Here is a 13,837-nt window from a genome sequence, read left to right as displayed (position 1 = left end):
GAATTCACTGCTCAAAAGACAAATGCGCAAGTTCTTAAGTGAAGAACTTAAGGAGAATAAAGATTTGGAAGCTTTTCTAAATGCTGTTGATTTGTCTTATAATAATTTTGAAGAACAGTCTAATATGATTCAAAGAGCTATGAAAATTAGTTCTGAAGAGTTGTTTGAAGCCAACAGAAAACTACAGCGAGAAGCTAAAGAACAAAAAGAATTAATAGACAAGCTTAAAAATGTTATCAATAGATTAAAGTTTTTTGACAGTAATTCTGAAAGTAAAGAAGACAAAGAACTCAACGGAATAGAACTTGTTGGTTTTATAGAAAATCAGGCTAAGGAAATTGTTGAGATAAATAATCAAAGAGAGCTACTTTTGAAGGAGCTAGAGCATCAAAATCAAGAGCTTAGCGATTATGCACATATGGTGTCTCACGATTTAAAATCACCACTCCGTAGTGTAGATACACTAACCGCTTGGTTAATGGAAGATAATAAAGACAAGCTAGATGGTCATGTTACTGCGCAACTTGGTTTAATCCGCTCAAACGTTGAAAAAATGGATGCGCTTATTAATGGTATTTTAAACTATTCAACTATTGGTAAAAACCAAATAGAAGCATATAACATAGATCTTAATTTATTACTGAAAGATGTGCTTAAAATGATGGAAATACCGAAACATGTTTCCATTGAAATAGAAGATTTGCCAACCATAATTGGTGATAAGTACAGATTGCAACAGTTATTTCAAAACTTAATTGGTAATGCAATTAAGTATAATGATAAACCTCAATGCCAGATTAAGATAGGCTTTAGCAACAAAGAACCATTTTGGGAATTTTACGTTAAAGACAATGGTTTAGGGATTGAGGAGCAATATTTCGATAAGATTTTCAACACATTTGAAAAGCTTGAAAACAATGGAGATTCTACAGGAATTGGCTTATCAATCGTAAAAAAGATAGTAGAAATATATGGTGGCGAAATTTGGTTAACTTCTGAAATGAGTAAAGGCACAACATTTTATTTCACTATAAAAAAACAACCTCGTGGAGCAGCCTAATCTCAATTACATTTATAATATGTCTGGTGGCGATAAAGACTTTGAGCAAAAGCTCATAGATATTATTAAAGCAGAGTTTCCAAATGAAAAAGCATTCTATTTCAGTAATATAGAGGCTGGTAATTATAAAGAAACGGCAGGAAATGTACATAAGATTAAACATAAAATTAGTATTTTAGGTCTTGAGAAGAGTTATGAAGTTGCTGTGAATTATGAGAATAACCTCATGGAACACAGTACAGAAGGCAAAATTGAATTTGAATCAATTTTGCAAAACATAACCGATTTTTTAGAGACCTTATAACCCTATTTTATGAATTGTATAATTATTGATGATGAAGCCACAGCCAGAGCTATTATATCTCAGCTTTGTACCAACGAATCTAGCTTAAATGTTCTCGAGGAATTTCCAAATGCAATTCAGGCTATTAAATATTTAAATCAAAATGATGTAGATTTAATTTTCTTGGATATTCATATGCCAGATTTTACAGGTTTCGATTTTATTGAAACCATTAAAAACCCACCAAAGATTATACTTACTACTTCAGATGCTAATTTTGCCATTCAAGCTTTTGAATATGATTGTATCGTAGATTATTTAGTAAAGCCAATTACACCAGACCGTTTTAGTAAAGCGATACAAAAAGCGGAGAGTTCTGCAAAACCTATAAAATCTAAAGCAAAAGCTTTCGATGAGGTAGAAACTACTTCAGGAAATGATCTCTATGTTAATATTGATAGACGCCTTATTAAGATAGATATTCCTAGCATTTATTTGGTTGAAGCTAAAGGTGATTATATTCAAATAAAGACCGAAGAAAAAAACTACACCGTACACTCCACTTTAAAAAAGATTGAAGACAAATTACCAGACAGTCTATTTTTAAAAATTCATCGTTCCTATATCATCAACGTTGATAAAATTATAGACATTGAAGACAATAGTGTTTTAATAAAGAAAGATGTTATTCCGGTGAGTCGTTCTAACCGTCCAGAATTAATGAAGCGCTTAAATCTTCTTTAATCAAAATCCATTTAACGTTTCAAAAATGTGATTCAAGGTACTTGGTTTACCAACAAACGAATATTATTAACTCTACACTACTTTCAAATCTATATTTGTATCATATTCAAAGTTAGTTTTATGAATATGGTTAGATAGCAAAAGTAAAAAAGGTACAGGTTTTCTGTGCCTTTTTTACTTTGTAGAAATATCTAATGTGTTTTGTAATATTCTGAAAAACAACACATCAAATATTATCTTCCATTGGTCTACACATAATGTTTGTCCATCGAAATTTACCGAACCAAAAGCGCTATCACGACTATGTTTGCTTCAGAATTAAAAAACTAAAAAACTTTAATTATGAAAATAGCAATAGTAGGAAGCGGATACGTAGGTTTAGTTACCGGAGCATGTTTCTCAGAAGTAGGTATTGATGTTGTTTGTGTAGACATCGATGAGCAAAAAATCGAAAACCTAAAAAACGGAATCATCCCAATTTATGAACCAGGTTTAGAAAATATGATTAAGCGTAACATGTCTAAAGAGCGTTTAAACTTTTCTACAAGTCTTGCTGAAACCATATCAGAAGCAGAGGCAATATTTATTAGTGTTGGTACACCACCAGATGAGGATGGTAGTGCAGATTTAAAACATGTACTAGCAGTTGCAAGAGAATGCGGTAAACACATGAACGATTACAAGTTGATTGTAACTAAAAGCACTGTACCAGTGGGAACTTCTGAAAAAGTTAAAAGTGCAGTTCAAGGCGAGCTGGATAAACGCATGGTAGATGTTACTTTTGATGTAGCTTCAAATCCAGAATTTTTAAAAGAAGGTGCCGCTATTGATGACTTTATGAAACCAGATAGAATTGTTATTGGTACAGAAAGTGAAAGAGCAGAAAAGGTACTTGAAAAGTTATACAAACCCTTTACGTTAAATGGTCATCCGGTAATTTCAATGGACATCGTCTCTGCCGAAATGACAAAGTATGCAGCAAACTCAATGCTTGCTACTAAAATTAGTTTCATTAATGACATTGCAAACCTTTGTGAAATTGTTGGAGCAGATATCAATAATGTTAGAAAAGGGATAGGTTCAGATTCTCGTATTGGTACAAAATTCATCTACCCAGGAATTGGATATGGTGGATCATGTTTTCCGAAAGATGTGCAAGCTTTAATAAAAACGGCTAGTGAAAATAAATATGAACTACAAGTACTTAAAGCAGTTGAATCGGTTAATAAAGCTCAAAAGTTAGTGTTGTTCAATAAAATCAATTCACATTTTGAAGGTGATTTAAGAGGAAAAACCATAGCAATTTGGGGATTATCATTTAAGCCACAAACCGATGATATGCGCGAAGCACCTTCATTGCAAATCATAAAGGAACTATTAGCTGCTGGCGTAACGGTAAAAGCATACGATCCTGTTGCTAAAGAGGAAGCACAGCATCATTTTGGAGATACAATTACGTACTGCGACGATCAATATGAAACGTTAATTGGATCAGATTGTTTAGCCATATTAACAGAGTGGGCAGAATTTAAGATTCCTAATTTCAAAGTGATGAAGCATTTGTTGAACAGTCCAATTGTTTTCGATGGAAGAAATATCTATGACAAAGAAGAAATGCATGCTTTAGGTTATCAATATTCTTGTATTGGTATAAATACTGAAAAGAAAAACATCACTAAAACTCAGCTAAATATACAAGTAGCATAAACAGTTTCAATTCAGAAGACTTCAACCCCAAGAATCATGAATAAAAAAAGAATATTAGTTACAGGAGGAGCAGGATTTGTAGGCTCACATCTTTGCGAAAGATTATTGTCCGAAGGACATGAAGTATATTGTTTAGACAATTTTTTTACAGGACAGAAGCAGAACGTTCTGCATCTAAGGTCTAATCCGTACTTTGAGCTAATTCGCCACGATGTTATTAACCCTTACTTAATAGAAGTAGATGAAATCTACAATTTGGCCTGTCCTGCCTCGCCTGTACACTATCAGCATAATCCTATAAAGACCATTAAAACATCTGTAATGGGAGCCATTAATATGCTAGGATTAGCAAAGCGTGTCAATGCTAAAATTTTACAAGCTTCAACGAGTGAAGTGTATGGCAATCCGATGGTACATCCACAGCCAGAATCGTATTGGGGAAATGTAAACCCAATAGGTGAACGTTCATGCTATGATGAAGGTAAAAGAGCAGCGGAAACATTGTTTAGAGACTATCATGCACAGAACAATGTCAATATTAAAATTGTTAGGATTTTTAATACCTATGGTCCAAGAATGCATCCAAATGATGGTAGAGTGGTGTCTAATTTTATTGTTCAGGCTTTACAGAATAAAGATATCACTGTTTATGGTAAAGGAGAACAAACTAGAAGCTTTCAGTTTGTAGATGATTTAGTGGAAGGTATGATAAAAACCATGGCAACAGATAGTTCATTTACAGGCCCAGTTAATATTGGTAATCCAGATGAGTTCAAAATCATCGAATTGGTGGAAAAAGTCATTCAACTTACAGGTTCAAAATCTAAAATAGTTTTTAGACCATTACCATCTGACGATCCATTAATGAGACAACCAGATATCACTTTAGCTAAGAAGCAACTAGACTGGGAGCCTAAAGTGAAATTAGATGAAGGCTTAGAGAAAACCATTGCCTTTTTTAAAGAAGCCATTAAATAGTAAAAAATTCAATTTTTAAAGTCATGAAAAAAAAGATATTAGTTATAGACGATGAGTTAACAATGACAACGCTTTTAGAATTTTTCTTATCTAATAAGTACGAGGTTAAAGCAGTAAACTCAGGAAAAGCAGCGGAAAGTTGGTTAGAAAACAATCTACCAGATTTAATAATCAGCGATATTCAAATGGATGATATGGATGGGTTTTCGCTATTGCAAAATATTAGATTAAGAGGTTATACAAAGCATACGCCAGTTATAATGCTTTCTGGTAAAGCCGAAAGTAAGGAACGCATAAAGTCTTATAAGCTAGGAGCTCAAGATTATCTTATAAAACCATTTAATCCAGAAGAATTAGATGAGGTTGTAAAGAAAAATCTATACCCAATCCATTATGCTAATGCTTGGTAAAAGTAAATGATCTGTTAGATATTAATTCCCCAGATAACATGAAAACACTATACATAGGAAAAAATATAGACGACATCCAATGGAGTATTGAGAATACAGAAATCTCAGTGATTTTTTGTAGTAATAGTTTAGAGGCTGTCAATATTTTAAAAGTTCAAAAGGATGTTGAAGCTATAATATGTGAGTATAATTTGACTGGAAATAACGGTCTTTATTTACACAAAAGACTAAAAGAAGAGGTCTGTTTGTCAGCGATACCTTTTATTCTTCTTTTACAGGAACATAATAATCAAGTTTATCAAGATGCTTTTAGAGCTGGCGTGAATGATTATTTTGTGATAAAATCGACTAACATAGAAGAGATTTTTCTTAGAGCAAAACAATTGTCTAGAGGAAAAGAAGCAGCGTCATTGGGCAGTAAAGAAGTTGAACCAATCAAGTATCAATTTCCACTTTCAAAGAGAATTTTTGATATCGTTATAGCGTCAACAATCTTATTCTTTCTTTCACCACTGTTTTTAATTACGATTATAGCAATTCGATTAGAATCGAAAGGAAAAGTCTATTATATAGCAAAGCGTGTTGGCCGAAAAACCTTTGATTTTTACAAACTAAGATCCATGAGAACCGGATCGGATAAGCTATTGCAACAACTAGCTAAAGATAAAAATCAATATAATAAACCTGAAATTAAGGTAGCAGATGAAAAAGAAGAATGTCCACGATGTAGTAAACTGCAAAAAGGCGAATCTTGTTCGCCATTAAAATATGCTGAAGGAAATAAAATTTGTGATTATTGGTATACAAAACAAAAAAAGCAAGAACAGAAAAACAGTTCAAGTTTTATAAAAATAGTTGATGACCCAAGGATTACTAAAGTTGGTAAGATAATAAGAAACACAAGTATAGATGAGTTGCCTCAACTAATCAATGTCATTAAAGGAGACATGTCTTTAGTTGGAAACAGACCTTTGCCAGTCTATGAAGCAGAACTGCTAACTCAAGATCAAATGTCTAAACGTTTTTTGGCACCAGCAGGTATTACAGGCTTGTGGCAAGTGGAATTAAGAGGAAAAGGTGGCGATATGTCGGAAGAAGAACGTATTGCATTAGATAACCGTTATGCAGATTATTTTGCAGGTAATAATTATTCATTATGGTTCGATTTAAAGATTCTCATGAGAACTGTTCCTGCATTATTTCAAAAGAGCACAGTATAATTTTTTTTGATTTTTTGGTTGTTGATTTTAGCTACTATTTCATTAGGTTGAAATAGTAGCTTTTTTTATTTCAATAGACCCCAAATAGCTTAAACATAGTATATTTTCAATTCATCTACACTTACCGTTCATCCATCGAAATATACCAGAATTCACTCTAATAGCAGTGTAAGTTTGTATCAGTTAAAACACGTCTAACAAAGACAAATGTTTAAAATTATGAAACCTACTTTAAAAGTTTTAATAGCAGTATTTATCCTATCGTTGGTTAATTATTCTGTATACGCGCAAGATTCAATTGTAGATGTAAACCAAAAAGAATTATTTAAACTGTTAATACCAGAGCTTGAAGTTTTAATAGATTCTGCTTTGGCAAACAACGGGATGTTAGGATATAGAAAAGACGAAATTGAAGTTAAAAAAGCCAACCTAAAATCTAAGCGTCGCAATTGGACCAGAAATTTTGGGATCCAAGCAGATACAAGATACGGTAACTTCAACAATTTTTCTAACAATGTTTCAGGTTCAAATACTGTAACACTTTCAAGTGCAACAACGCAGACTAACTACGGTGTTGGATTGTACTTAAAAATTCCTGTGTTTGATATTTTCAACAGAAAATCTGAAATCAAACAAGCTAAAACAGAAATTTCTCAAGCAGAAAATTTGGTGAAATTTCAAGAAGATGAAATTAAAGAAATAGTAATTCGCTATTATGAGGATTTAATTTTGAAAGAAAACCTGCTAGAAATTCAAGCCACCAATCTAAGCGATGCCAAAGTAAATATGGAAATGGCTAAAAAAGAGTTTACCAACGGGCAAATAGAAATTTACGAATACATTCGAATTTCTGATATCACAGCAGGTGTTACTGCCGAGTTTGAAAAGGCAAAATCCAACTTATTACTAGCCAAAAAACTTTTAGAAAACTATACAGGTGTTCAAATCAACTAATGTCTTAAACACAACAAGATGAAACCAATTGATTTTATAAAACTTATCCTAAAACACAAAACTATTCTAATAGTTGTACCCTTAATTTTTGGGTTGTTGGCGGTGTTACTCACCGTTAATCCAAAAAGAAGCTACTACTCAGAAACAATGTTGTACACTGGTATTGCTTCGGGTTCGTCTATAGAAATGGACAAAACATTTAACTATCTGGCAGCTAATAACGCGTTTGACAATTTGATTAATGTTATAAAATCAAGAGATACTCAAGAAGAAGTGGCGATACGTCTATTAAGTCAGCATTTATCATTAAAAAAGCCAAATCATAAATTCATTTCAGATGAATCTTATGAGGCGTTGATGGAAATTCTTCCGGAAGATCTAAAAAGCTATTTGGCAAATGATCAAAATCTAGATGAAAACGGGAACTTAGATTACGAATCAACAGTTACATACTTAACTGAATTAATGAATAGTGACAACTCAAATTTTGTGTATTCATTACTAAGTTTTGACGATCCACATTATTCACTCGAAGCAATTTCTAAAGTGAAAGTAGAGCGTATTTCTTCTAGTGATTTGGTAAAATTAAGTTACGAAATTGATGATCCTGGAATCTGCCAACAAACATTAAAAATCTACATAGATGTTTGCACAAAAAAGTATAAAGATTTAAAGGAAAATGGGTCTGATACAGTGGTGAAATATTTTGAAGCACAACTTTCTGAATCTGAAAAAAAGCTAAAAACGATAGAGCAAAAACTACTAAAATTCAATCAAGATAACAACATTATCAACTATTACGAACAGAGTAAAGCAGTTGCTATTGTTAAAGAAGATATGGATGTCGCCTACAAAAAAGGAATGGCACAATTGGCAGGATCTGAAGCTTCTGCTCAGCGATTAGAAGAAAAATTAGCAATACAAGAGCTAATTCAACAAAAAAATAATGCAATTGTAGATAGCAAAAAAGAATTGGGTGAACTTAACTATAAAATAGGAATGTACACCGCAAAATCTAGTAATGATGAAGTATCAAAACAGAATTTAGAAAACCTTAAGAAGCAAGCAAAAGCACTTCAAAAAGAAATTAAATCTAATGTAGATGAGTTGTACACCTTTCAAAATTCAACCGATGGTGTTCCTATAAAAAAAGTATTGCCAGATTGGGTAGACAAAACTGTAGAAAGTGAAGATTTAAAAGCGAAACTTTCGGTGATGAATCAACAAAACAAAGCTATCGAAAAGCAATTTGCTACTTACGCACCAGCTGGTGCAAACCTGAAGCGTATAGAACGTGAAATTAATGTGGCAGAGCAAGAATATTTAGAGATTTTACACGGACTTAATTTGGCAAAATTAAAATTTCAGGATGCTCAATTGTCTAGCAATTTAACAGCTGTAGATCCACCTTTTTATCCGTTAAAACCAATTCCATCAAAACGAAAAATCATCATTATCGCAATGGTATTTATCACTGGAATTATAATACTGGCCACCATTTTGTTTATGGAATTTTTTGATGATACCTTAAAAAATGAGCTAAAGGCTTCAGAAAAATTACAAATACCATCAATGGGTATGTTACCAAAGCTTTTTAAAGCAAAACCATATTTAGATCTGGTAAGAATGCAAGACCGATTAATGGATTTTGTGATGCAAAATTTTCATCAAAACTTTAAAGCTCAAAATAATACCAAAACACCAAAAATTATTATTGTTTTTAGTACTAGAAATAATGAAGGTAAAAGTGTTATTACCGCAAATATTGCAAAACGATTAAAAGCATCTGGACATTCAGTTTTAGTATTAAATCATTCAAATGAAGATAAGTCAAAAACAAGAGTTTCTAAATCACCTTGGTTGTATAAATTTTTAGGTTATCAAGATCCGAGAATAGATTATGATCACCCATTTTTATCACAAATAACAACTGGTTTAAGTGCTTCGGAATACAGTGTTTATAACACGAATAAAGCTTATAAAGATGTTGTAAATTATGAAGAACTGAGTGTTGATACCTCAGAAGCAATCAACCAAAACCCAGATTATGTTTTAATAGAATTACCAAACTTAATAGAGTTTAATTATCCTTCAGAATTGATAGCAAATTCAGATTTAGTATTAATGGTTTGTCGCTCTAACCGCTTATGGACAAAAGCCGACAATAATATTCTGGATCACATAAAAGAATTAGTAGGTGATAAGATTCAATTCATCGTCAACGGTGTAGATATTAAAGAAATTGAAACGGTTTTAGGCGAATTACCTAAAAAGCGATCAAAAACTAGAGTTAGAATAAAAAATATGTTCCGTTTTCAGTTTTTCACTAACAACCATATTTAAAAATGAAACATCCACGATTTATCTTAAATAACACAGCAAAAAAATGATAATAGGATGTTCCATGTGACCGTTGGAAAAAATAAATATTAACACATGAAAAAGCTAATACATAAAATAATTAGAGAAGATAACTTCTTATCCTTGTCAGGCAACTTAATTATTGCATTACTTGGTTTTGGCGGATTTGCACTGTTGGCAAGAAGTTTAGAAACTGAAGAATTTGCACAATGGGTATTATTTATTTCAGGTGGATCATTAGTCGAAATGCTACGTTACGGTATTACTAACAATGGATTAGTTAGGTTTTTATCTGGTGCTACAGACCAAAATAAAGAAAGATTTATTGGTGCAAATGTTGTAATTAGCTTCTGCGCTACATTGATAATCGCATTAATATTAATAGCAATAAAACTGTTGTTTAGTAATGTAATTAATACATCTTCTTATGCATTATTCTTTAAATGGTATCCTGTTTTAGCGTTTGTGAATTTGCCACTAAATAATGCGCTTGTAGTACAACAAGCTAAAATGAAATATGATAACATCCTTTTTATTAAAGCCCTAAATAGTGGATTGTTTTTTAGCTTTTTGTTGGTAAATACAATTTTTTTAAAACTTTCAATTTTAGAAATTACAATCGTTTTTTTACTAATCAACACCTTAACTTCTTTGGTGTGTATTGGCAAATCTTGGGATGGTTTATTACTGTTTAAAAAAGCGAATAAAGCCACTTTAAATACACTGCTCAATTTTGGAAAGTATAGTACATTCACACTAATTGGGACAAACCTATTGCGTAACGCAGACATCTTAATCATAAGTATTAGTCCTTTTGGTAGCACAGCAGTAGCTTTGTTTAGTATTCCTTTAAAGTTGACTGAAATCCAGCAAATTCCGTTACGAAGTTTTACCGCGACAGCATTTCCAAAAATGTCAAAAGCAAGTTTAGAAGGAAAAACCAACCAGGTTAAAGAATTGTTCAATGTGTATTCTGGTGCCATAACCTATTTGTTTTTTGCGGTCTCGATAGTCACTTTTGTTTTTGCTAAAGAGTTTGTAATGCTTATTTCAGGAACACAATACTTAGATGAACACATTACAGGAATAGACATTGTTTCAATTGTAAAAATACTATCCGTTTACGGGTTGTTATTACCAATTGATAGAATGACAGGAATTGGTTTGGATAGTATTAACAAGCCTAATATAAATGCTATAAAAGTGCTTATTATGTTAGTTGCAAATATAATAGGTGATTTGGTGTCTATTTATGTATTTCATTCCATAGAAATGGTTGCCGTTTCAACACTAATTTTTACAACCGTTGGTATTGTAGTTGGTGCTTATTTTCTCAATAAAAGCTTTAAGGTTTCCTTAGTCGAAATTTTCAAAAGTGCCAATCTGTTTTATAAGAATTTATGGTATAAGTCTAAGCAATTTAGAAGAAGATATCCCGCTTTATAAAAGTTGAGATTAATAGCAATTTTCTAAGCTACAATGTAAAAGTTGTAGCTTTTTTTATAAGTGAAATTCAAAGTTGTAAACGATGAAACGACTTCATCAATATTAGGTTTCTATTCGTCTACACTTAATGTTCATCCATCGAAATCTAACAGAATTCTCTCTGTCTTCAAGCTATGTTTGTATTGTAAAACAAGCAATTAGCAAGTTTTTTGAACATACAATGAATGCAATAAAAAATCATATCAATCCTTTTGAAACCAATTCAGGTTCAATGCGTATTACAAACCTAAATACTGTGATTGCAGTGATTGGTCTGTTAAGCGTTTTAGGACTTATTATTATAAAGGCTGAGGTTTTAGGATTTGCATTATGTATGGCGTTGTTTTTTGTAACAGCTTTAGTTTACACTGTATTCAAAACACCTAAAGTTGGTATTTATCTACTTATCATTTTAGGCTTTTTTGTTACAGGTGCAGCTAGATATGTCGTAGCACCTTGGGGATTGACTATAGATGCTGTTCTTGTACTTATTTATATTGCTTTATTTTTTAAAGGATTTGCGGTGAAATTACCGTGGATTAAAGCAAAATCAAGCTTAACTCTAGTGGTTAGCATTTGGATGGCTTATGTGTTTTTAGAATTAGGTAATCCAGAAGTGTTAAGTAGAGAAGCTTGGTTTTATGCAATGCGCGGTGTTGCTTTATATCAATTTTTGGCAATTCCGTTATTATTTATGCTTTTTAATAAGCAAAAAGATTTAGATAATTTCTTCATCATTTGGGGTATTCTTTCAGTAATAGGAACATTAAAAGGCTTACAGCAGTTCTATTTTGGTGTAGATCCTTTTGAGCAACGTTGGTTAGATCAAGGTGGCGCAGAAACTCATATACTTTTTGGGAAACTTAGAGTGTTTTCATTCTATTCAGATGCAGGACAATACGGTGCATCACAAGCACATACAGGTGTTGTGTTTGGCATTTTGGCAGCATTCAAAAAAACAAGTTTTAAACTTAGAGCATTTTTTATTGGCGTGGCAATGGCTGGTTTTTTAGGGATGATTATCTCTGGAACAAGAGGCGCTATTGCTGTGCCTGCTCTAGGTGGTTTTATGTTTTTAATTCTTCGTAAAAACATTAAAGTTCTTGTCTTAGGCGCAATCTTAGGAATTGGTGTATATGTGTTTTTTGCTCATACAACTATTGGGCAAGGTAATGCTGAAATTAGAAGAATGCGAACAGCTTTTGATCCTAACGAAGCATCGCTACAAGTACGTTTGGCTAATCAAAGAAAACTTAAAGGTTACTTGGCTTCAAGACCTTTTGGTGGCGGACTTGGCGCAACAGGAAATTGGGGACAACGTTTTACACCACACAGTTTTTTAGCCAATACAGCAACAGATAGTTGGTACGTGATGATTTGGGCAGATACAGGCATAGTAGGCTTAGTGTATTACTTGTTTATGCTGTTTTTTATTCTCATTTCTGGTGCTCGAAATGTGATGTTCAAAATAAGAGATAACAATTTAAAAGTTCAGATTACAGCGCTTACCTGCGGAATGGCAGGTATAATGATGGCATCTTACGGAAATGGCGTGTTTGGACAAATGCCATCAGGAATTCTTATGTACGTAACTATGGTGTTTATGTTCATTTCACCGCAATTAGATAAAAAGAAAAGTTTAACAAACCAATAAAATTTTAAGTGATGAATTACAGAAGTATCAACGATTTAAACGAAACAATTTTAAGAAAGCTTCACGTTATTCCAAGAAACATAGATTTGGTTGTTGGTGTACCAAGAAGTGGAATGTTACCAGCTAATTTATTGGCGCTTTATCTTAATTTGCCTTATACAGATATTCACTCTTTTATTAAAGGTTTTGTGTATAAAGCAGGTGCAAGAAAACAATTTTTTGAAGCTTCAGAATATAAAAACATTTTGGTAGTAGATGATAGTATTGCTTCAGGCTCAGCATTGGTAGAATGCAAAAAAAGTTTAGAGCATTTAAACTCAACATTCAATTTTAAATATTGCGTGGTTTATGCGTCACCAGAAAAAGAAAGAGTAGTAGATATTGCTTTAGAAACTGTTGCGACACCACGTTATTTTCAATGGAACATTTTTAACCATTCAACTTTAGATAAAGCGTGTTTTGATATAGATGGTGTGCTTTGTGTAGATCCAACAAAGGAACAAAATGATGATGGACCAAATTATGTTTCATTTTTATTGAATGCTGCGCCACTTTACATTCCTGGTAGTAAAATTGGGACATTAGTGACTTCAAGGTTAGAAAAATACAGAGCAGAAACCGAAACTTGGTTAAAAAATCACGGTATTAAATACGATAAATTAGTGATGTTAGACTTGCCAGATATGAAGGCAAGACAAAAGGCAAATTGTCACGGAAGTCATAAGGCAAACGAGTTTAAAAACAGTAAATACAATCTGTTTGTTGAAAGTGATCTAAAACAAGCAATCGAAATCAATAAACTAACCAAGAAGCCTGTTTTTTGTACTGAAAACTTCAAAATGATTTATGAGTCAGAATCTATGACTTACAACATCAAAAGTGGAAAATATCTTCCGTTTTTAAGAGAATCAGCATTGCAATTAAGAACACTATTTCACAAGTTGAAAAGAAGAGAATTAAAGCTTAATTCAAACTAATAGT

General features: G+C 32.4%; 12 protein-coding genes. All 12 read left to right on the top strand.

The window, feature by feature from the left end; translation table 11 throughout:
- The first annotated feature begins 22 nt into the window (after positions 1-22).
- Complete coding sequence (locus QGM60_RS01035) at positions 23-1,060, top strand: ATP-binding protein (protein WP_348634878.1); 1,038 nt, start codon at positions 23-25, stop codon at positions 1,058-1,060.
- Positions 1,047-1,364 (top strand): Hpt domain-containing protein, encoded by a 318-nt coding sequence (locus tag QGM60_RS01030; protein WP_281138357.1) that lies wholly within the window; start codon positions 1,047-1,049, stop codon positions 1,362-1,364. Before QGM60_RS01035 ends, QGM60_RS01030 begins: the two co-directional genes overlap by 14 nt.
- A 9-nt stretch (positions 1,365-1,373) precedes the next feature.
- Complete coding sequence (locus QGM60_RS01025) at positions 1,374-2,087, top strand: LytTR family DNA-binding domain-containing protein (protein ID WP_281138355.1); 714 nt, start codon at positions 1,374-1,376, stop codon at positions 2,085-2,087.
- Positions 2,088-2,429: 342 nt separating this feature from the next.
- Positions 2,430-3,794 carry a UDP-glucose/GDP-mannose dehydrogenase family protein gene (locus tag QGM60_RS01020; protein WP_281138354.1) on the top strand — a complete coding sequence of 455 codons (1,365 nt, stop codon included), beginning with the start codon at positions 2,430-2,432 and terminating at the stop codon, positions 3,792-3,794.
- Between the two features lie 36 nt (positions 3,795-3,830).
- On the top strand, positions 3,831-4,772 hold the full coding sequence (locus tag QGM60_RS01015) for a UDP-glucuronic acid decarboxylase family protein (RefSeq protein WP_281138353.1): 942 nt from the start codon (positions 3,831-3,833) through the stop codon (positions 4,770-4,772).
- 23 nt (positions 4,773-4,795) lie between these two features.
- On the top strand, positions 4,796-5,182 hold the full coding sequence (locus QGM60_RS01010; RefSeq protein ID WP_281138352.1) for a response regulator: 387 nt from the start codon (positions 4,796-4,798) through the stop codon (positions 5,180-5,182).
- Positions 5,183-5,220: 38 nt separating this feature from the next.
- Entirely contained in the window at positions 5,221-6,402 is a 1,182-nt protein-coding gene (locus QGM60_RS01005) for a sugar transferase (protein ID WP_281138351.1), read from the top strand.
- Positions 6,403-6,621: 219 nt separating this feature from the next.
- Positions 6,622-7,356: a TolC family protein gene (locus QGM60_RS01000; RefSeq protein WP_281138350.1), complete on the top strand. Its 735-nt coding sequence runs from the start codon at positions 6,622-6,624 to the stop codon at positions 7,354-7,356.
- An 18-nt stretch (positions 7,357-7,374) separates the two neighbouring features.
- Positions 7,375-9,699, top strand: coding sequence for a hypothetical protein (locus QGM60_RS00995; protein WP_281138348.1), 2,325 nt, complete (start codon positions 7,375-7,377; stop codon positions 9,697-9,699).
- Between the two features lie 93 nt (positions 9,700-9,792).
- On the top strand, positions 9,793-11,163 hold the full coding sequence (locus QGM60_RS00990) for an oligosaccharide flippase family protein (protein WP_281138346.1): 1,371 nt from the start codon (positions 9,793-9,795) through the stop codon (positions 11,161-11,163).
- A 220-nt stretch (positions 11,164-11,383) separates the two neighbouring features.
- Entirely contained in the window at positions 11,384-12,856 is a 1,473-nt protein-coding gene (locus QGM60_RS00985) for an O-antigen ligase family protein (protein WP_281138345.1), read from the top strand.
- A gap of 11 nt (positions 12,857-12,867) precedes the next feature.
- Positions 12,868-13,833 (top strand): phosphoribosyltransferase family protein, encoded by a 966-nt coding sequence (locus QGM60_RS00980; protein WP_281138344.1) that lies wholly within the window; start codon positions 12,868-12,870, stop codon positions 13,831-13,833.
- The last annotated feature ends 4 nt before the right edge of the window (positions 13,834-13,837 follow it).

The organism is Winogradskyella sp. SYSU M77433, assembly GCF_029911945.1.
GTDB lineage: Bacteria > Bacteroidota > Bacteroidia > Flavobacteriales > Flavobacteriaceae > Winogradskyella.
This window is presented reverse-complemented; position numbering and strand designations above follow the sequence as displayed.

Bases quoted from the DNA above. Each gene is read 5' to 3' on its own strand.
- QGM60_RS01010 (WP_281138352.1), top strand. From the start codon at position 4,796: ATGAAAAAAAAGATATTAGTTATAGACGATGAGTTAACAATGACAACG.
- QGM60_RS00985 (WP_281138345.1), top strand. From the start codon at position 11,384: ATGAATGCAATAAAAAATCATATCAATCCTTTTGAAACCAATTCAGGT.
- QGM60_RS01005 (WP_281138351.1), top strand. From the start codon at position 5,221: ATGAAAACACTATACATAGGAAAAAATATAGACGACATCCAATGGAGT.
- QGM60_RS00980 (WP_281138344.1), top strand. From the start codon at position 12,868: ATGAATTACAGAAGTATCAACGATTTAAACGAAACAATTTTAAGAAAG.
- QGM60_RS01035 (WP_348634878.1), top strand. From the start codon at position 23: ATGCGCAAGTTCTTAAGTGAAGAACTTAAGGAGAATAAAGATTTGGAA.
- QGM60_RS00990 (WP_281138346.1), top strand. From the start codon at position 9,793: ATGAAAAAGCTAATACATAAAATAATTAGAGAAGATAACTTCTTATCC.
- QGM60_RS01020 (WP_281138354.1), top strand. From the start codon at position 2,430: ATGAAAATAGCAATAGTAGGAAGCGGATACGTAGGTTTAGTTACCGGA.
- QGM60_RS01015 (WP_281138353.1), top strand. From the start codon at position 3,831: ATGAATAAAAAAAGAATATTAGTTACAGGAGGAGCAGGATTTGTAGGC.
- QGM60_RS00995 (WP_281138348.1), top strand. From the start codon at position 7,375: ATGAAACCAATTGATTTTATAAAACTTATCCTAAAACACAAAACTATT.
- QGM60_RS01000 (WP_281138350.1), top strand. From the start codon at position 6,622: ATGAAACCTACTTTAAAAGTTTTAATAGCAGTATTTATCCTATCGTTG.
- QGM60_RS01025 (WP_281138355.1), top strand. From the start codon at position 1,374: ATGAATTGTATAATTATTGATGATGAAGCCACAGCCAGAGCTATTATA.